The following is a 19,078-nucleotide window of genomic DNA, read 5'->3' as shown; positions in this document are numbered from 1 at the left end:
GCGCCGATGCGCAAAACAACCGCCAGACTCTAATCCAAGCTGGGGGAAAGCTGGGGGTCACGTCACTGATCCGCCCTGGGCCCCAGCCTTCGCTCGGGTTACGGACAACTGGGGTAGGGCTCGGCGATTAACCCCGCCCCAGCTTCTCCAGCTTGGCCTTGAGCGCCGCCTCATCAAACGGCTTGACGATGTAGTCGTCGGCCCCTGCGGCGATGCCATCATGAATGTCCTGGGCCTCGCCGTTCGAGGTGCAGAACACCACGGTCGGCTCTCTGGGCGTGGGGATCGAGCGCAGCTTGGTGACGAAGGTGATGCCGTCCATTTCCGGCATGTTCCAGTCGGTCAGCACCAGATCGGGCATCGACTTCTTGCAGCGGGCGAGCGCTTCCTCGCCGTTCTCGGCTTCGATGGGGACATAGCCCAAGCTGATCGCGATCTTGCTCGAGACCTTGCGGATCACGCGGCTGTCGTCGACGATCAGGCAGGTGCGCTGCGTGGCGGCAGGGGCCTCGCGGCCGGGGTAGCGGTCGCGCATCGCCGATGCGCGGCACCGCGGCAAAGCGGATCCGGCTCTGGGTCTGGTGGGTTTCGTTCTGGACTTCGATTTCAATCACGGCGCAGCCCTCGTCTGGCGCCGGTTTTATCGGGCAAATGCTTTATGTTTGGTCAACGCAAGGACGACCGGAGCGGCGTTTCGCGCCGCCCCGCCCCTCACTTCGTCGCAGCGACCGCCTTCTTGGCGGGTGCCTTCTTCTTCGCGGGCGGCTTCTTGGCCGCGGCCTTCTTGAGCGCGGCCTTCTTCCGTCCCTGCTTGGCCGGCGCCTTCGCAGCGCGCGCGTCGATCAGTTCGCTCGCCATGGCAAGGGTCACGTCCTCCGGCTTGACGTCGCGCGGGATCGTGGCGTTGGTGGTGCCGTCGGTCACATAGGGTCCGTAGCGCCCCGGCATGACCTTGATCTCGCCGCCGCTGACGGGATGCGCGCCGAGGCTGGCGATGGGTTCGGCCTTGCCGCGCGCCGCCCCGCCTGCGCCGCGATTGGCTCCTTGCGCGAGAATGTCGACCGCCCGGTTCATGCCGACCTCGAACACCTCGCGGGTATTGGTCAGCTTGCCGTATTTGCCATCATGCCTGAGATAGGGCCCATAACGCCCGATATTGGCCTCGATTTCCAGCCCCGTATCGGGATGCACACCGATGATGCGGGGGAGGTCCAGCAGCTTCACCGCCCAATCGAGCCCGAAATCGTCGAGGTCCTTGGGGATGCTGGCGCGCTTGGCTTCCTTGCCCTCGCCCATCTCCACATAGGGGCCGAAGCGGCCGGTCTTGCGCAGGATGTTCTGGCCCGTCTCGGGATGCTGGCCGAGGATCCCGTCCTCGGCGCCGCCTGTCCCCTCGCCGCCCGGCTGGGCGAAGCGGCGGGTGTATTTGCACTCCGGATAATTGGCGCAGGCGACAAACGCTCCGAAGCGGCCGCCCCTCAGCGAGAGCCTGCCATTGGCGCGTCCTTCCGTCGCGCAGAGCGGGCAGGCGCGCGGGTCGCTCCCGTCCTCCCTGGGCGGAAACAGGAAGTCCGAGAGATAATCATCCAGCGCCTCGGTCACTTCCGAGGGCATCTTCTCCATCACCTCGTCGGCCTTGGGCTTGAAGTCCTTCCAGAAGCGGGCGAGCAGCGCCTTGTATTCCTCGCGCCCGTCGGAGACGACATCGAGCTCGTCCTCCATGCCCGCCGTGAAATCATAGGCGACATAGGTGGGGAAGAAGCGTTCGAGGAAAGCGGTGAGCAGGCGGCCCGATTCCTCCGCGAAGAAGCGGTTCTTCTCCATGCGCACATAGGCCCGGTCGCGCAGGGTCTGGATGGTCGAGGCGTAGGTCGAAGGCCGCCCGATCCCGAGTTCTTCCAGACGCTTCACGAGGCTGGCTTCCGAAAAGCGCGGCGGCGGCTGGGTGAAGTGCTGGGTGGCCTCCACGGCGCGCTTGGCCGGGGCATCGCCCGCCTTCATCTGCGGGAGCAGGCCGCCGTCCTCGTCCTCGGAATCGTCCAGCCCTTCCTGATAGACCGCGAGGAAGCCCGGGAAGCGGATCACCTGGCCGGTCGCACGCAGTTCGTGCTGGCCGGTCGCATCGCGCAAGGTGACAGTGGTGCGTTCGAGCAGCGCGGTCGCCATCTGGCTCGCCATGGCGCGCTTGAAGATGAGGTCGTAGAGCTTGGCCTCGTCACCCGTGCCCGCGCGCTCGCGGGTGAAATCGGTCGGGCGGATCGCTTCGTGGGCTTCTTGCGCGTTCTTCGCCTTGGTGCTGTACAAGCGCGGCTTTTCGGGACGGTAGTCCTCGGAAAAGCGCGCCGCGATGGCATCGCGCGCGGCGAGAATCGCCCCCATGTCGATCTGCACGCCGTCGGTGCGCATGTAGGTGATCGCGCCCGCCTCGTAGAGGCTCTGCGCAAGCCGCATGGTGTGCTGCGCGGAGAACCCGAGTTTCCGCGCCGCTTCCTGCTGCAAGGTGGACGTGGTAAAGGGCGGCGCGGGGTTGCGCTTCAGCGGCCTGGTCTCGACACCCTCGACGGTGAAGCGCCCGGCTTCGACCGCGGCCTTGGCCTCCATCGCGATCCCCGCATTGCCGAGGCTGAGGCGTTCGAGCTTCACGCCCTTGAACTTGACGAGGCGTGCGTCGAATTCGGTCCCGTCGTGCTGCATCTTCGCCAGCACGCTCCAGTATTCCTCCGCCCGGAACGCCTCGATCTCGCGCTCGCGCTCGACGATCAGGCGCAGCGCGACCGATTGCACGCGGCCCGCGCTCTTGGCGCCGGGAAGCTTCCTCCACAGCACCGGCGAGAGCGTGAAACCGAACAGGTAGTCGAGCGCGCGGCGGGCGAGATAGGCGTCGATCAGCGGCTGGTCCAATTCGCGCGGGCGCGCCATCGCCTCGGTCACGGCCTGCTCGGTGATCGCGTTGAAGGTGACGCGCTCGACCTGCTTGGGCAGCGCCTTGCGCTTGGCCAGCAGCTCGCGCACATGCCAGCTGATCGCCTCGCCCTCGCGGTCGGGGTCGGTGGCGAGCACGAGGCGGCTGGCGCCCTTGGCGGCATCGGCAATCTCTTTGAAGCGGCTCTGCTTGTCGCGGTAGAGTTCCCACTCCATCGCGAAATCGTCGTCCGGCTTCACGCTGCCGTCCTTGGGCGGCAGATCGCGGACATGGCCGTAGGAGGCGAGGACCTTGTAGTCCTTGCCGAGATACTTCTCGATGGTTTTGGCCTTGGCGGGGGATTCGACGATGACAAGCTGCATGGCGGGTATGGAGAGGTCCCTTACGTGTGTACGCGCGAGGGTGGCGAGACAGAGGCAGCCCCGTCAAGCGGGACTGTGCGGATATTGGCGCGCCGCCAGGTCGGTGCTATGCCGCCGAAGGGACAACGGGCGGGAGATGCTTGATGCGTTGCGTGATGATGGCCGCGCTGGCGGCGCTTGCCGTTCCGGCCATACCGGTCGCTGCCAATGCGCAAGGCATCAATCCGGTCGTGGCACTGTGCCCGGCGGGCGATGTCACCCGCGTGCGCATCTCTAAGCTCAAACCCGGGGCAAGCATGGCCGATTTCGACGCCGCAGTTGCGGCCCATGTCGCCTGGTACAAGGAACGCGGCTACAAGATCGAACAGATCGTCGCCCCGGTTTATGTCTGGGTCGAAGGCAAGCCCACCATCGCCAAGGACGAAGTGATGACCTTTGCCAGCGGCGACAATGTGCCGCGCGCCAAGCAGGACGACGGCTGGGCCGCCTTCGTCGCCAAGTATCGCGCAGTCTCCGACATCACCATCGACCGGGAAATCTGCATGCCCAAGCATAACTGAGCCGGGCATCATCGGAACGCGAAAGACCGCGTCCCTCCTTGCCGCCCAACTCGAACCACCGCACCGCGCGCCCGCTGTGCCGCGCGGGGGCGGAACCAATCCGGGCGGACGGTCTTCATTCCCGCAGAAGCCCCGACGAAGGAACCTGTCGCACATGATTCGCCTGCCCGCCCTCACGCGCTCTGCGCTCGTCACGCTATGCGCCTGTGCGATCCTCGCCGTCCCTTCTTTGGCAGATGACGGGATGACCGTCGCCGCGATGAAGCTCGCCGATGGCACCGATGTCGGGTCGGTTCGCTTCACCCAGACCGCGCAGGGAGTGGTGGTTACGGTCGCGGTCAAGGGGCTGCCGGCGGGCAGGCATGGCCTCCATATCCACCAGACCGGCGCCTGCGCGCCCGATTTCATGGCCGCCGGCGAACACTTCAACCCGGGCGCGACCGAACACGGATTCCATGCCCCGAACGGCTATCACGCAGGCGACCTGCCCAATCTCGACGTGGCGGCAGACGGCACCGCGACGGCGGAATTCTTTGTCCCCGATCTCACCATCCACGGCCCGGTGAGCGAGGCGCTTCCTCACGCGCTCCACGACGCGGACGGTGCGGCCATCATGATCCACGCCGCGACCGACGACTACAAGACCATGGCCTCGAGCGGCGGGCGGCAGGCCTGCGGGGTGATCATTCCGAAGAGTTAAGCTCTGCGCACGGTCCCGTCCGCCTCGCGCACCAGTTCGCCCGCCAGTTCCAGTTCGAGCAGCGCCATGTGCACCTCGGCAGGGGTGGCCTGTGACTGGCGGACCAATTCGTCAATCGCGACCGGCGCGTTGGTGAGGAGGTGCGCGATGTCGTGGCTGAAATCGGCGCGCGCTTCGCCCCAGTCGAGCCGGGCCAGTTCGGCATAGTCGAAGGCGCCCGGGCTGTCCGCGACCCGGAAACGGGAACGCGGTGCGCCGGTGAAGCTCACCAGCAGCTCGATGACCTCGTCGGGCGTCTGCACCAGCACCGCGCCATCGCGGATCAGCTGGTTGCACCCGAGGCTGCGCGCATCGAGCGGCGAGCCGGGGATCGCCATCACCTCGCGCCCCGCCTCGCCTGCCAGCCGCGCGGTGATCAGCGAGCCCGATTGCGGCGCGGCCTCGACCACCAGCGTGCCGCTGGCAAGGCCTGCAATGATCCGGTTGCGCGAGGGAAAATGCCGCCCGCGCGGCTCGGTCCCGGGGGGCTGTTCGGCGACCAGCAGGCCCTCGCCTGCGATCCGCTCCTGAAGCGCGGCGTGCTGCGGCGGGTAGGCGATGTCGATCCCGCTGGCGATGACGCCGATGGTCTGCGGGAGGGCGCCCTCGTGGGCGGCGCCGTCGATCCCGCGCGCGAGGCCCGAGACGAGGGTGAACCCGGCCTCGGCCAGCGCGGCAGCGAAATCGCGCGCGAGCTTGACCGCGGCAGCGCTTGCATTCCTCGCCCCCACCAGCGCCACACACGGCGCGCTCGCCAGCGCCAGATGGCCGCGGCAGGTGAGGATCGGCGGCGCGCTGTCGAGTTCGCCCAGCAGCGCGGGGTAATCGGACTGGTCGTGGAACAGGTAACGCGCACCCGCCGCACGCACCGCCATCACCTCGCGCTCGATGCTGTCCGCGCTGGCGGGGCGATAGGGCCCCCTCCCCCGGCTGGCGAGATCGGGGAGCGCATCCAGCGCCGCTGCCGCGCTGCCGAAGCGGGCGATCAGCTGGCGGTAGCTGATGGGGCCGATATTGGGCGAACGCAGCAAGCGGATGCGCGCAAAGGCTTCTTGCTGTGAGAGCGTTGGCTGCGACCCCTTGCCCTCCATCAGATGCGGACCCGCATCACGGCCTGGCCGAGGACGAGCCGACCTTTGGCTCCTCCCCCCGCATCAGCCGGCCGATATTGGCACGGTGCTGGACGATCACGATCGCGGCAATGGCCATCAGCGGCGGGATCGCTTGGCTGTAGCCGAGGCCCCATGCCACCACCGGCGCGGCGACCACGCTCACCAGCGAGGAGACCGAGGAAATCCGGCTGAGGAACAGCGTCAGCCCCCAGATCGCCGCGCAGGCGAGCATGGCGGGCCACGCCAGCGCGGCCAAGGCTCCGGCCGCGCTCGCAAAACCCTTGCCGCCCTTGAAGGCGAGCCATGGCGTGAAGCAATGCCCGGCGACCGCGCCGACTGCGGCAAGCGCCGCCGCCTCTTCCCGGAGGTTTGCCGGCTGACACCCGAACAGGCTCAGCGGTTCGCAGCCATTCCATAGCACCGAAGCCACCAGCACCGCCGCCGCCGCTTTGCCAGCATCGAGCAGCACCGTCGCCGCTGCCAGCCCCTTGTTGCCGGTGCGCAGCACATTGGTCGCGCCGATGCTGCCGCTGCCGATCTTCCTCACATCGCCCAGCCCGGCGGCGCGGGTGAGGATCAGGCCGAACGGAATCGAGCCGAGCAGAAAACCCAGAGCGGCGGCAAAAAGCGGTTCCAAAACAAATCTCCATACGGGCCGAGCTTGCCCTGTCCCTGCACTTCTTCTAGCGCACACGCCACAAAGAAAAAACGCCCCAGTGGCAGTCCGGGGCCAGCAGATTTGAGAGACTTGGACAAATCCTCCCCCATCCTGCTGTTCGATTCCGGCGTGGGCGGCCTCACCGTCTATGACGCCCTGCGCGAGGTGCTGCCCGGCGCCCCCGTCATCTACGCCGCCGACCTTGCGGGGCTTCCCTACGGCACCAAGACCGAGGCGCAGATCGCCGCGCGGGTGGCGGGGCTGCTCGGGCGCATGGCCGAGCGCTGGCAGCCGCGCCTTGCCTGCATCGCCTGCAACACCGCTTCCACGATCGCGCTCGGCATGGTGCGCGATGTGCTCGAGATCCCGGTGGTGGGCACCGTCCCTGCGATCAAGCCCGCCGCCGCGATGACACAGACCGGCACCATCGGCCTGGTCGGCACCGAGGCGACCATCCGCCAGCGCTATGTCGATGATCTGGAAACGGAGTTTGCGGCAGGCAAGCGCCTGTTGCGGATCGCCGCGCCGGGCCTCGTCCAGGCGGCCGAGGCGAAGCTGCGCGGGGGTCCGGTCGATCCGGCGCTGATCGCCGATGTCCGCGACCGGCTGCAAGCGCTGGCGGGGGACGAGCGCATCGACACCCTGGTGCTCGCCTGCACCCACTTCCCGCTGCTTGCCGAGGAGCTTGGCCATGCTTTCGGGCCGGATGTGCGCCAGGTCGACGGTGCGGCCGGAATCGCGCGGCGCATCGCGCACCTCATCGAAGGCCAGAACCTCACACCCTCGCCCGGGCCCAACCGGTTCGTCGTCACCGGCCCGCTCGCCGGTGCGATAGGGCTAGAGGCGGCCCTCGCCGCGCGCGGATTCGGTGCTGCGCAAGCGTTCTGATCCGCGCATGACCGCTTGCGAAACACTCGCAAAGATCCCTGTTTCAAAACCCCGCCCGCGTCCTTAAATACGCATCTGAAACCTTCCGCCCTCTGGCACGTTATGGCGGGACAAAAAAGCAAGCAGGAACCGAGCGCCGCCCCTTATCAGCAGGCGATGCGCGAGAGCAGCGAGGGCTGAGTGAACTACGACCAGATCTTCGATTCCGCGATCGACCGTCTGCACGAGGAAGGGCGCTACCGCGTCTTCATCGATATCATGCGCAACAAGGGCGCCTATCCCAACGCGCGCTGCTTTCACGGCCATAACGGACCCAAGCCGATCACCGTGTGGTGTTCGAACGACTATCTCGGCATGGGCCAGCACGACAAGGTGATCGGCGCGATGGAAGCCGCCCTGCACGATGTCGGCGCCGGCAGCGGCGGCACCCGCAATATCGGCGGCAACACCCATTTCCACATCGAGCTCGAGCGCGAGCTGGCCGATCTTCACGGCAAGGACGCCGCGCTGCTGTTCACCAGCGGCTATGTCTCGAACGATGCGACGCTCTCGACGCTGGCCAAGCTGCTGCCGGGCTGCGTGATCTTCTCCGACGAGTTGAACCACGCCAGCATGATCGCCGGCATCCGCAATTCGGGCTGCGAGAAAAAGGTGTTCCGCCACAATGATGTGGCCCACCTCGAAGAATTGCTCGCCAGCATCGACATCGACACGCCCAAGCTGATCGCCTTCGAAAGCGTCTATTCGATGGACGGCGACGTCGCCCCGATCCACGCGATCTGCGATCTGGCAGTGAAATACAACGCGCTCACCTATATCGACGAGGTGCACGCGGTCGGCATGTACGGCGCGCGCGGCGGCGGCATCAGCGAGCGCGACAACGCCGCACACCGCATCGATATCATCGAAGGCACGCTGGGCAAGGCGTTTGGCGTCATGGGCGGCTATATCGCGGCCTCGACCAAGGTGGTGGACTGCATCCGCTCCTACGCGCCGGGCTTCATCTTCACGACCTCGCTATCGCCCGTGCTGGTCGCGGGCGTGCTCGCCTCGGTGCGGCACCTCAAGGAGAGCAGCGCCGAGCGCAACGCCCAGCAGCGCGCCGCCGCGATGCTCAAACTGAAGTTCGCCGAGGCCGGGCTGCCGGTGATGGATTCGGTCACCCACATCGTGCCGCTGATGGTCGGCGATCCGGTGCGCGCCAAGAAGATCAGCGATATCCTGCTGGCCGAATACGGCGTCTATGTGCAGCCGATCAACTACCCCACCGTGCCGCGCGGGACCGAGCGGCTGCGCTTCACGCCCGGGCCGTTCCACACCGACGCGATGATGGACGAGCTTACGGCCGCGCTGGTCGAGATCTGGGACCGGCTCGAACTGGAGCTTGCCGAGGCGGCGTGAGGCACCCCGCCCTGCCGTAACGGATTTTGCCCCGCGCGCGCCCTGCGCTAGCACCTCTGCCGACACGCAGAATCGGGAGAGAAACGACATGGGCGGCACGCCTGACCAGACTTATGCCGAGGTGGTGCTCGGGCGGCGCAGCATCCGGGGCTATCTCGACAAGCCCGTGCCCCGCGCCCTGATCGCGGAAATCCTCGCCATGGCGATGCGCTCGCCGACCTCGATGAACACCCAGCCCTGGCACTTCCACGTCATCACCGGCGCGCCATTGGACCGCATCCGCAAGGGCAACACCCAGAACATCCTCGCCGGCGTCCCCGACAGCCGCGAATTCCGCCGCGGCGAGGCCTTCGCAGGCGTCCACCGCGAACGGCAGGTCGAGGTCGCCAAGCAATTGTTCGGGGCAATGGGGATCGCCCGCGACGATGCCGCCGCCCGGCAGGACTGGGTGCTGCGCGGCTTCCGCCAGTTCGACGCGCCGGTGTGCGTGATCGTCACCTACGACCGCGAGCTTTCCGGCAGCGACGACACCGCCTTCGATTGCGGCGCGGTGACGACCGCGCTGGTCAACGCGGCGTGGTCCAAGGGCCTTGGCTGCGTGATCAACTCGCAAGGCATCATGCAAAGCCCCGTGGTGCGCGAACACGCCGGCATCCCCGAGGATCAGGTGATCATGAAAGCGGTCGCAATGGGCTGGCCCGACCCCGATTTCCCCGCCAACGCGGTCGTCTCGCTGCGCAAGAGCGTGGACGAGGCGGCGCGGTTCGTGGGGTTCGACTAGGCCCCGCGCGGCCCCCACAGAATGATCGCCGCACCCGCAAGGCAGACCGCGCCGCCCAGCACATCCCACCGGTCAGGCTGCGCGCCCTCGACCGCCCACAGCCAGACGAGGCTTGCGGCGATATAGACCCCGCCATAGGCGGCAAAGGCGCGGCCCGCGAAGGCGCTGTCGATGCGGGTGAGAAGGACGGCGAACAGCGCGAGGCTCAGCACGCCCGGCACCAGCCACAGCACCGGCCTGTCGGCGCGTGCCCAGGCCCAGAAGGCAAAGCAGCCCGCGATCTCGGCGAAGGCGGCAAGGGCGTAGAGCGCGGCGGTCATCACCCGCCAGCCTGCCTTCACGCGCGCCTCGCTGCAAGCCCTGCGCGCTGGGGGACAGGCGCCTCATTTGGGCCTGCGTCACTTTTGGCAGGCAACCTTGCGCATTTGGCGCTATGGGCCGCGCATGACGCTGCGGGGAGACCTGCGCATCGCCTCCTCCCCCGGCCCTCCGCCCGAACCCGCACCCGTGCGCGGGCCGCGCGCCGCTTCGAAGAAAAGTGCCCTCCCCATGACCTTCCCCGCCCTTCCCGACACTATCGCTGCCGCCCTCGAAGAACGCGGCTATGCGGAGGCGACCAGCGTCCAGGCTGCCGTATTGCAACCCGAAGCCGCCGGGCGCGATCTCGTCGTCTCGGCCCAGACCGGTTCGGGCAAGACCGTCGCCTTCGGCCTTGCGATGGTGCCCGAACTGCTCGCAGCCAGCGAGCGGATCGGTTTTGTCGAGAGCCCCCGCGCGCTGGTCATCACCCCGACCCGCGAACTGGCCTTGCAGGTCAGCCGCGAGCTCGAATGGCTCTACGCCCGCACCGGCGCCCGCGTCGCGACCTGTGTGGGCGGAATGAATCCCTCGGCAGAGCGCAAGGTGCTGCATTCCGGCCCCGCCATCGTCGTCGGCACCCCCGGCCGCCTGCGCGACCATTTCGAGCGCGGCGCGCTCGACCTTTCAGGGCTCGCCGTCGCGGTGCTGGATGAAGCCGACGAGATGCTCGACATGGGCTTTCGCGAGGAGCTGGAAGCGATCCTCGATGCCACCCCCGACACCCGCCGCACGCTGCTGTTCTCGGCCACCATGCCGCGCCCGATCGAGGCGCTGGCGCGGCGCTACCAGCATGAAGCGCTGCGGATCGCCACAATCAGCGAAGGCGGGCGCGGGCATGGCGACATCGCCTATCAGGCGGTCACCGTCTCCCCGCCCGAGGTCGAGAACGCGGTGGTCAACCTCTTGCGCTTCCACGAGGCGGAGACCGCGATCCTGTTCTGCTCCACCCGCGAGAAGGTGCGCCACCTTCATGCGACCTTGCAGGAGCGCGGCTTTGCGGTCGTCGCGCTGTCGGGCGAACATTCGCAGTCCGAGCGCAATCAGGCCTTGCAGGCGCTGCGCGATGGCCGTGCCCGCGTTTGCGTTGCGACCGATGTCGCCGCGCGCGGGATCGACCTGCCGACGCTGAGCCTCGTCGTCCATGTCGAGCTGCCACGCGATGCCGAAACGCTCCAGCACCGCTCGGGCCGCACCGGGCGCGCAGGCCGCAAGGGGATCGCGGTGCTGATCGTGCCCTTCTCCGCCCGCCGCCGGACCGAGGCAATGCTCGGCCGCGCGCAGATTGCCGCCGAATGGCAGGACGTGCCCGGCCCCGAAATGATCGCCGCGCGCGACCGCGAGCGGCTGCTCGAAAAGCTGCTCGCGCCCACGGATTTTGACGAGTCCGACCGCGAGCTCGCCCAGCGCCTGCTCGCCGAACGCTCGCCGGAAGATATCGCCGCGATGCTCGTCCACGCCCACCGCGCGCGCCTGCCCGAGCCGGAGGAAATCACCGCCAACACGCCGCAGGCCCGCGCCGAGGCACAGAAGGAGCGTCACCGTCCGGGCTTCGAGGATACGGTGTGGTTCCGCATGGACATCGGCCGCAGCGACGGGGCCGACCCGCGCTGGCTGCTGCCGCTGATCTGCCGCCGCGGGCACATCACCCGTAACGAGATCGGCGCGATCCGCATCGGTCAGGCCGAAACCTATTTCCAGATCCCCCGCGCCATCGCCGACAAGTACGCAGGCTCCGCCGCGCGCACGGCCGAGGCTGAGGGCGATAAGGAAGCAGCGGTGCGGATCGAGCGATCGGACGCCGGACCGCGTGAAGCCGCGCGCAGCAACCGCCAGCGCCGCCCTTCGCGCTCCAGCGCCGACAATGCCTTCGTGAAGGCCAAGCCGCCGCAGCGCGGGTTCGCCAAGGCAGGCCCTCCGCCGGGCGGCAACGGCCCCAAGCCGGGCAAGCCCGCGCACGGCAAGAAGCCCGGGCACAAGCGCAAGTTCAAGCAGCCCTGACGGGCGCCTGCGCGGTTCAGCGCGGGAGTTCGGACGCCCCCATCAGCGCTTCGTCGACCGCGCGCGCGGCCTGGCGGCCCTCGCGGATCGCCCAGACGACAAGGCTCTGCCCGCGCCGCATGTCGCCGCAGGCAAACACATCGGGCTCGCTGGTGGCGTAGCTATCGGTGTCGGCGGCGACATTGCCGCGGCCATCGAGCGTGACGCCCGCCTGTTCGAGCAGCCCAGCCTTGCGCGGGCCGACAAAGCCCATGGCGAGCAGGATCAGGTCTGCCTTGATGACGAATTCGCTGCCCGCGATCTCCTGCATCTGGCGGTCTTTCCACTCGACCCGCACGCATTCGAGCCCCGTCACGCTCTCGCCATCGCCGATCACGCGCTTGGCGAGCACCGCCCAGTCGCGCTCCACGCCTTCCTGGTGGCTCGACGAGGTGCGCAGCTTCATCGGCCAATCGGGCCAGGTCAGCGCCTTGTCTTCCTTTTCGGGCGGCTTGGGCATGATCTCGAGCTGGGTGACGCTGATCGCACCCTGGCGGTTCGAGGTGCCCACGCAGTCGGAGCCGGTATCCCCGCCGCCGAGCACGACGACATGCTTGCCGGTCGCCACCAGGCTGCCGCGCGGCGCGGCGCGCAGTTCATCGTCGCCCGCGACGCGCTTGTTCTGCTGGGTGAGGAATTCCATCGCGAGGCGCACGCCGGGCATCTCCGCGCCGGGGATCTGGAGCGAGCGCGCATCTTCCGCCCCGCCCGCCAGCACCACCGCGTCGAAATTCTCCTTGAGCGAAGCAAAGGAGATGTCGACGCCGACTTCCTTGGAGGTTTTGAACGTGACGCCCTCGGCCTCCATCTGCACGCAGCGGCGGTTGATGAGGTGCTTTTCCATCTTGAAGTCGGGAATGCCGTAGCGCAGCAGCCCCCCGACACGATCCGACTTTTCGAACACGGTGACCGAATGTCCGGCACGCGCGAGCTGCTGCGCGCAGGCGAGGCCCGCCGGGCCCGATCCCACCACCGCGACCGACTTGCCGGTCCTGGTCGCAGGGATCTGCGGCGTGATCCAGCCTTCCTTCCACCCGCGATCGACGATCGCGCATTCGATCGACTTGATCGTCACCGGCTGGTCGATGATGTTCAAGGTGCAAGCCGCCTCGCAAGGCGCGGGACAGATGCGGCCGGTGAACTCCGGAAAATTGTTGGTGGAGTGCAGGTTAGCGAGCGCACGCTTCCAGTCCGCCTCGTAGACGAGGTGGTTCCAGTCCGGGATCATGTTGTTCACCGGACAGCCGTTGTGGCAATAGGGAATGCCGCAATTCATGCAGCGCGAGGCCTGCCCCGTGAGCGTCGCATCATCCGGCTGGATGACGAATTCGCGGTAGTTCTTCAGGCGCTCTTTCGGGTCGAGATAATCCCGCTCGCGGCGGTCCAGCTCGAGAAATCCGGTTTCCTTGCCCATACTTACATCTCGTTCCTGAAATCTATTCTGCTGCGACGCTTTCGGCCTCAAGCCGTTCCGCTTCGAGCCGTTTAAGCGCAGCCGCATAGTCGCGCGGCATCACCTTGACGAATTTTGCGAGCGCCGCGCCCCAATAAGCCAGCAGCGCGCCCGCAAGCTTGCTGCCTGTATGGAGCTGGTGGCGTTCCACAAGGATGCGCAGCCGCTCGGCATCGTGCCGCAGCATGTCGCCCATGCCGAAATCGTTGACCGAACGTGGACGCTGCGACGGGCGGCCCGTGCCTTCCTCGGCATCCGGCGTGGCCGGAACCGGCAGCAGGTCGACCTGCGCGTGGTTGACGAGCTCGGTGAAGCGCCCCTCAGGGTCATAGACATAGGCGACCCCGCCGCTCATGCCGGCTGCGAAATTGCGCCCGGTCTTGCCGAGCACGACCACCACGCCGCCGGTCATGTATTCGCAGCCATGATCCCCGGTGCCTTCGACCACCGCGATCGCGCCCGAGTTCCTGACCGCGAAACGCTCGCCCGCGACACCGCCCAGATAGGCCTCGCCCGCGATCGCGCCATAGAGCACGGTGTTGCCGACGATGATGTTCTCGTCCGAAGCGCGCGGGGCCTCAGAAGGCTGGCGGACGATGATGCGCCCGCCCGAAAGTCCCTTGCCGACATAGTCGTTGGCATCGCCGACCAGATCGAGCGTCACCCCATGCGCAAGCCACGCGCCGAAGCTCTGCCCGGCCACCCCCGTCAGGTTGATGCGGATCGTGTCGGTCGGCAGGCCCTCGTGCCCGTGCGCCTTGGCGACCTCGCCCGAAAGCATCGCGCCGACAGTGCGGTTGACGTTGCGCACCGCGTATTCGCGCTGCACCGGCGCCTTGGTGTCGATGGCGGTGCGGCAATCGGCGATCAGCCGGTTGTCGAGCGCGCCGTCGAGCCCGTGATCCTGCGTCGCGATCTGGCGGAGCGAGGCCCCGTCCTTCAGCGGCACCTGGTGGAGGATGCGCGCGAGATCAATCCCGCGCGCCTTCCAGTGGCGTTCCATCCGGCGGGTGTCGAGCAGATCGACCCGGCCGACCATCTCTGCAACCGTGCGCAGGCCCATCTCGGCCATGATCGCCCGCAGTTCCTCGGCGACGAAGAACATGTAGTTGACCACGTGCTCGGGCAGGCCGGTGAACCGCGCGCGCAGCACCGGGTCTTGCGTCGCGACCCCGACCGGGCAGGTGTTGAGGTGGCACTTCCTCATCATGATGCACCCGGCCGCAATCAGGGGCGCGGTGGCAAAGCCGAATTCGTCCGCGCCAAGCAGCGCGCCGATGGCGACATCGCGCCCGGTGCGAAGGCCCCCATCGACCTGCACCGCGATCCGCGCGCGCAGATCGTTGAGCAGCAGGGTCTGCTGGGTTTCGGCAAGGCCGATCTCCCAGGGGGACCCTGCATGGGTCAGCGAAGTCAGCGGCGAAGCGCCCGTGCCGCCGTCATAGCCTGCGATGGTCACATGATCCGCACGCGCCTTGGAAACGCCCGCCGCGACCGTGCCGACCCCGACTTCGGACACCAGCTTGACCGAGATGCGCGCAACCGGGTTCACGTTCTTGAGGTCGTGGATGAGCTGCGCGAGATCTTCGATCGAATAGATGTCGTGGTGCGGCGGGGGGCTGATCAGGCCCACGCCGGGCGTCGAGTGACGCACCGCGCCGATGCGCTTGTCGACCTTGTGCCCGGGCAGCTGCCCGCCCTCCCCCGGCTTTGCGCCCTGCGCCATCTTGATCTGGATATCGTCGGAATTGACGAGATATTCCGTCGTCACGCCGAACCGGCCCGAGGCAACCTGCTTGATGCGGCTGCGCATCGAATCCCCGTTGGCCAGCGGCTTGAAGCGGAACGGCTCTTCCCCGCCCTCGCCCGTGTTCGAACGCCCGCCGATGCGGTTCATCGCGATTGCCATGGTCGAGTGCGCCTCGTGGCTGATCGAGCCGAGGCTCATCGCGCCGGTCGAGAAGCGCTTCACGATCTCGCTTGCCGGTTCCACTTCGGAAAGCGGGATCGGCTTGTCGGCCTTCCTGAACTCCAGCAGCCCGCGGATCGTCAGCAGGCGCTCGGACTGCTCGTTGATCGAACGCGCGAATTCCTCGTAGTTTTTCGGATCATTGCCGCGCACCGCGTGCTGGAGCTGGGCGACGTTCTGCGGCGTCCAGGCATGCTCCTCGCCGCGCAGGCGATACTGGTAGATGCCGCCGACATCGAGCATCCCGTCATAGAGCGGGTTGTCGCCATAGGCCTGCCCGTGACGGCGCAGCGCTTCCTCGGCGACTTCGGCAAGGCCGATGCCTTCGATGGTGGTGGCAGTGCCGGTGAAATACTTCTCGACGAAGGCGGACGAGAGCCCGACCGCATCGAAGATCTGCGCACCGCAATAGGACTGGTAGGTCGAAATGCCCATCTTGGACATGACCTTGCGGATGCCCTTGCCGATCGCCTTGATGAAGTTCGCGCGCACCTTGGCGGGCGGCAGGTCGGGATGGCGCTTGGCGCGCAGGGCCTCGAGCGTTTCGAGCGCGAGATAGGGGTTGATCGCCTCCGCACCGTAGCCGGCCAGCACGCAGAAGTGGTGCACCTCGCGCGCTTCGCCGGTCTCGACGACGAGGCCGGTGTTCATCCTGAGGCCCTGCCGCACGAGATGGTGGTGGACAGCCGCGGTCGCCAGCAGCGCGGGCATCGGCACGCGGGCTTCGGACTGGCCGCGGTCGGACAGGACGAGGATGTTGTGATCCTGCAACACCGCCTCGGTCGCCGCCCAGCACATTTCCTTCAGCGCCATTTCAAGGCCTTCGGCCCCGCTCCTGGCATCCCAGGTGATGTCGATCGTGGCGCAGCGGAAGGCGCCGTCCAGCGCCTCTTCCACCGAACGGATCTTGGCGAGATCCTCGTTCGTCAGGATCGGCTGGTCGACCTCAAGGCGCTTGTGCGTCCCGGCATCGCGGCCGAGCAGGTTCGGGCGCGGGCCGATCATGCTGGTGAGGCTCATCACCAGCTCCTCGCGGATCGGATCGATCGGCGGGTTGGTGACCTGCGCGAAGTTCTGCTTGAAGTAGTCGTAGAGCAGCCGCGCGCGGTCCGAGAGCACCGCAATCGGCGTGTCGGTGCCCATCGAGCCGATCGGATCGTCGGCATCGACTGCCATCGGCTCGAGGAAGCGGGTGATGTCTTCCTGCGTGTAGCCGAAGGCCTGCTGGCGTTCGAGCAACGTGCGCTCGTCGGCCGGAATCGCTTCGAGCTCGGGGACGACATCGGTGATGTCCTCGAGATTGTACTGCGCCTGATGCAGCCACTCGGCGTAAGGATGGGCGCTGGCCAGATCGGCCTTCAACTCGTCATCCTCGATGATGCGGCCCTGTTCGAGGTCGATCAGCAGCATCTTGCCGGGCTGCAAGCGCCACTTGCGCACGATATCTTCCTCGCGGAACGGCAGCACGCCGCTTTCCGAAGCGAGGCAGACGATATCGTCCTTCGTCACGCAGAACCGCGCCGGCCGCAGCCCGTTGCGGTCGAGCGTCGCGCCGATCTGGCGGCCATCGGTGAAGCACACCGACGCCGGGCCATCCCACGGCTCCATCAGCGCGGCGTAATATTCGTAGAAGGCGCGCCGCTCGGGCGTCATCAGCGGGTTGCCGGCCCACGCCTCGGGGATGAGGATCATCATCGCATGGGCGAGGCTGTATCCGCCGGCGATCAGCAGTTCGAGCGCGTTGTCGAGGCAGGCGGTGTCCGATTGCCCGTGCGGGATGATCGGCCACATCTTGTCGAGGTCGGGTCCGAGCAGCTCGCTTTCCATGGTGCGGCGACGGGCGTTCATCCAGTTGACGTTGCCGCGCACCGTGTTGATCTCGCCATTGTGGGCGATGAAGCGGAACGGGTGGGCAAGACGCCAGCTCGGGAAGGTGTTGGTGCTGAAACGCTGGTGCACGAGGCCCAGCGCCGACACGCAGGCCGGATCGCGCAGGTCGTCATAGAAGCTGCCGACCTGCGTCGCCAGCAGCAGCCCCTTGTAGACCACCGTGCGGGTCGAGAAGGAGGGTATATAGGTCTCGGTCACTTCGGGAAGGCCGTGCTTCTCGGCGAGCTGGGCGAGCGGGTTCTGCACCTGCTTGCGGATCGTCAGCAGCTTGCGCTCGAAGGCGTCCTGGTCGGCGCAATTGGCGCCCTGCCCGATCACCGCCATTTCGATCACCGGCATCGAGGCAATCACCGCCGCGCCGAGTCCGGCAGGGCTCGTCGGCACCTCGCGCCAGCCGATGAAGCGCTGGCCTTCCTTGGCGGTGAAGGCCTCCATCCGCGCCTTGACGAAATCGCGTGCGGCCGCGTCCTGCGGCAGAAAGCACATGCCGATCGCATATTCACCGGGCTGCGGCAGATCATGGCCCGCAGCCACCGCCCAGCGGCGAATCAGCGGATCGGGAATCTGGATGAGAATCCCCGCCCCGTCGCCCAGCAGCGGGTCCGCGCCGACCGCGCCGCGGTGATCGAGCTTCTCGAGGATTTCGAGCGCCTGGGCGATGATCGCATGGTTTTTCTCGCCCTTGATATGCGCAACCATGCCGACGCCGCAGGCGTCATGTTCGTTGGCGGGGTCATAGAGACCCTGGGCGTTAGGGTAACCCATGCATCAAGTCCGATCTGTCAGATGCCGAGAGGCGCGAACCTTCTCGCATGATCGCTCATGCGAAGGAACACGCCTCGGGCAGGTCTATCGGGCGCGGCCCCCGTGCCAGGGTGGCGCTTGCCCGTTTTCGGGGCCCTCATGCCGACAGGAAGCGGGTTTGGCAAGGGTCTCGCGCGTAGTAATATTTCTCGCAGACCTATTCAGACTTTAGGTAGATTGCGCGCAGCGCACATTCCGCCCCGCTCGGTTGCAGGTTTTGCGCGGGCGAGCCCGTCTGCGGCCGGGTTCAGGCCGCCCCGCGGACGCGTTCGTAGTCCGGCTGGAGCCGTGTGTGGGGGGCGTGGAAGGGCTCGTCGCGGCGCGGCAGGCGCGGCGCGGGGCGGCCCTTGCCGCTCAGCGCCTCGAGTGCCTTCAAGGCTTCGGCAAGCGCTGCCTCGCGCGCGGCAAGATCGGCAGGCCCAAGGCTGCGCCCGGGCGAGGTCTCGCGCATTTCGTGGAGCGCGCCGGCGAAACGTTCGACCATTTCGGCAAGGCTGAGCTCGCTTGCAGGGATCGCGCGCAGACGGGCAAGCGCGGCGGTGCCCGGCGCGGGCGGCAACCCGGCGAAGGGATCGGCAGGCACAGCAGGCTCCGCGATCGGCGCGGCAAGTGCTCGCTCGGCAACCCACACCGCATTGCGGCCGGGCAGTTCGGCAAATTCCGCCAGATCGAGCGCGCTCGGCTCGGGCGCGGGTGCAGCGACACGCGCGGGCGCGGGTTCGGGTGCCCGCTCGTCATAAAAGGCGCGGGCCGGCTGCGGATCGTCGAGATCGGCATCGCGCCAGGCGGGAGTCGAAAAGGGCATGGTCTCGACCGGATCGTCGAGCCGGCGCGAGCCGAGATCGCGCGCGGGGTTGATCGGCGTCACGCGGCGCGCGGCCACTTCGGCAAGGGTCGGGCCGTTGCGGCGCCGCCGGCCCGCAGCGTGCAGCAGCGCGCCGATCACAAGGGTCACAAGGCCGACCAGCATCGCACCGATCGCCGCCAGCACCGGCTGGCTCGCCGCGCCCCAGGTGCCCAAAAGCGTGCCATGGACGAGGTCCGTCACCAGCACCGAGGGCAGCACCAGCACCACGCCTGCGCCCAGCGCCATGCCCCACAGGCCAAGCAGCGGCACGAAAGCGCGGTGCGCGCAAAGCGG

General features: G+C 67.5%; 14 protein-coding genes. 6 read left to right on the top strand and 8 right to left on the bottom strand.

Features of this window, described 5'->3' with window-relative positions:
- Positions 1-127: 127 nt before the first annotated feature.
- Together D620_RS0113465 and topA are read right to left on the bottom strand one after the other, a co-directional pair.
- Entirely contained in the window at positions 128-535 is a 408-nt protein-coding gene (locus tag D620_RS0113465; RefSeq protein ID WP_017666345.1) for a response regulator, read from the bottom strand.
- Between the two features lie 176 nt (positions 536-711).
- The gene (gene topA / locus D620_RS0113460; RefSeq protein WP_017666344.1) at positions 712-3,285 is read right to left on the bottom strand and encodes a type I DNA topoisomerase; all 2,574 of its coding nucleotides are present in this window, start codon (positions 3,283-3,285) and stop codon (positions 712-714) included.
- A gap of 143 nt (positions 3,286-3,428) precedes the next feature.
- On the opposite strand from topA, the gene D620_RS0113455 reads away from it, so the two are divergent.
- On the top strand, positions 3,429-3,845 hold the full coding sequence (locus D620_RS0113455) for a hypothetical protein (RefSeq protein WP_017666343.1): 417 nt from the start codon (positions 3,429-3,431) through the stop codon (positions 3,843-3,845).
- Between the two features lie 154 nt (positions 3,846-3,999).
- Positions 4,000-4,545, top strand: a complete 546-nt coding sequence (locus D620_RS15405; RefSeq protein WP_051020630.1) for a superoxide dismutase family protein — start codon at positions 4,000-4,002, stop codon at positions 4,543-4,545.
- On the opposite strand, the gene dprA is transcribed toward D620_RS15405, so the two are convergent.
- Positions 4,542-5,675, bottom strand: coding sequence for a DNA-processing protein DprA (gene dprA / locus D620_RS0113445; protein WP_017666341.1), 1,134 nt, complete (start codon positions 5,673-5,675; stop codon positions 4,542-4,544). The genes D620_RS15405 and dprA overlap by 4 nt on opposite strands.
- 16 nt (positions 5,676-5,691) lie before the next feature.
- Positions 5,692-6,333 carry a glycerol-3-phosphate 1-O-acyltransferase PlsY gene (gene plsY, locus D620_RS0113440; protein ID WP_017666340.1) on the bottom strand — a complete coding sequence of 214 codons (642 nt, stop codon included), beginning with the start codon at positions 6,331-6,333 and terminating at the stop codon, positions 5,692-5,694.
- A gap of 111 nt (positions 6,334-6,444) precedes the next feature.
- Between plsY and murI the strand changes: the two genes are divergently transcribed.
- The 3 genes from murI to D620_RS0113425 all read left to right on the top strand — a co-directional run bounded on the left by murI (position 6,445) and on the right by D620_RS0113425 (position 9,424).
- On the top strand, positions 6,445-7,242 hold the full coding sequence (gene murI, locus D620_RS0113435; RefSeq protein ID WP_017666339.1) for a glutamate racemase: 798 nt from the start codon (positions 6,445-6,447) through the stop codon (positions 7,240-7,242).
- A gap of 180 nt (positions 7,243-7,422) precedes the next feature.
- The gene (gene hemA, locus D620_RS0113430) at positions 7,423-8,643 is read left to right on the top strand and encodes a 5-aminolevulinate synthase (RefSeq protein WP_017666338.1); all 1,221 of its coding nucleotides are present in this window, start codon (positions 7,423-7,425) and stop codon (positions 8,641-8,643) included.
- A gap of 88 nt (positions 8,644-8,731) precedes the next feature.
- On the top strand, positions 8,732-9,424 hold the full coding sequence (locus tag D620_RS0113425) for a nitroreductase (protein ID WP_017666337.1): 693 nt from the start codon (positions 8,732-8,734) through the stop codon (positions 9,422-9,424).
- Here the strand turns inward: D620_RS0113425 and D620_RS0113420 are convergent.
- Positions 9,421-9,744 (bottom strand): YnfA family protein, encoded by a 324-nt coding sequence (locus D620_RS0113420; RefSeq protein ID WP_017666336.1) that lies wholly within the window; start codon positions 9,742-9,744, stop codon positions 9,421-9,423. The two genes, D620_RS0113425 and D620_RS0113420, sit on opposite strands and share 4 nt — an antisense overlap.
- 229 nt (positions 9,745-9,973) lie before the next feature.
- On the opposite strand from D620_RS0113420, the gene D620_RS0113415 reads away from it, so the two are divergent.
- Positions 9,974-11,782, top strand: coding sequence for a DEAD/DEAH box helicase (locus D620_RS0113415; protein ID WP_033376934.1), 1,809 nt, complete (start codon positions 9,974-9,976; stop codon positions 11,780-11,782).
- A gap of 16 nt (positions 11,783-11,798) precedes the next feature.
- Here D620_RS0113415 and D620_RS0113410 read toward each other — a convergent pair whose 3' ends face one another.
- From D620_RS0113410 to D620_RS0113400, 3 genes are all read right to left on the bottom strand, one after another.
- Entirely contained in the window at positions 11,799-13,235 is a 1,437-nt protein-coding gene (locus tag D620_RS0113410; protein WP_017666334.1) for a glutamate synthase subunit beta, read from the bottom strand.
- A gap of 22 nt (positions 13,236-13,257) precedes the next feature.
- Entirely contained in the window at positions 13,258-17,898 is a 4,641-nt protein-coding gene (gene gltB, locus D620_RS0113405) for a glutamate synthase large subunit (RefSeq protein WP_026092210.1), read from the bottom strand.
- A 286-nt stretch (positions 17,899-18,184) separates the two neighbouring features.
- Positions 18,185-19,054 (bottom strand): hypothetical protein, encoded by an 870-nt coding sequence (locus tag D620_RS0113400; protein ID WP_155800177.1) that lies wholly within the window; start codon positions 19,052-19,054, stop codon positions 18,185-18,187.
- Between the last annotated feature and the right edge of the window lie 24 nt (positions 19,055-19,078).

The organism is Porphyrobacter sp. AAP82 (genome assembly GCF_000331285.1).
Lineage (GTDB): Bacteria > Pseudomonadota > Alphaproteobacteria > Sphingomonadales > Sphingomonadaceae > Erythrobacter.
The sequence above is the reverse complement of the archived record's forward strand: the minus strand, read 5'-3'. Positions and strand labels throughout refer to the sequence as shown.

Coding starts and splice junctions, on each gene's coding strand:
- topA (WP_017666344.1), bottom strand. CDS start 3,285: ATGCAGCTTGTCATCGTCGAATCCCCCGCCAAGGCCAAAACCATCGAG.
- D620_RS0113465 (WP_017666345.1), bottom strand. CDS start 535: ATGCGCGACCGCTACCCCGGCCGCGAGGCCCCTGCCGCCACGCAGCGC.
- D620_RS15405 (WP_051020630.1), top strand. CDS start 4,000: ATGATTCGCCTGCCCGCCCTCACGCGCTCTGCGCTCGTCACGCTATGC.
- D620_RS0113415 (WP_033376934.1), top strand. CDS start 9,974: ATGACCTTCCCCGCCCTTCCCGACACTATCGCTGCCGCCCTCGAAGAA.
- D620_RS0113425 (WP_017666337.1), top strand. CDS start 8,732: ATGGGCGGCACGCCTGACCAGACTTATGCCGAGGTGGTGCTCGGGCGG.
- D620_RS0113420 (WP_017666336.1), bottom strand. CDS start 9,744: ATGACCGCCGCGCTCTACGCCCTTGCCGCCTTCGCCGAGATCGCGGGC.
- gltB (WP_026092210.1), bottom strand. CDS start 17,898: ATGGGTTACCCTAACGCCCAGGGTCTCTATGACCCCGCCAACGAACAT.
- dprA (WP_017666341.1), bottom strand. CDS start 5,675: ATGGAGGGCAAGGGGTCGCAGCCAACGCTCTCACAGCAAGAAGCCTTT.
- D620_RS0113455 (WP_017666343.1), top strand. CDS start 3,429: ATGCGTTGCGTGATGATGGCCGCGCTGGCGGCGCTTGCCGTTCCGGCC.
- D620_RS0113410 (WP_017666334.1), bottom strand. CDS start 13,235: ATGGGCAAGGAAACCGGATTTCTCGAGCTGGACCGCCGCGAGCGGGAT.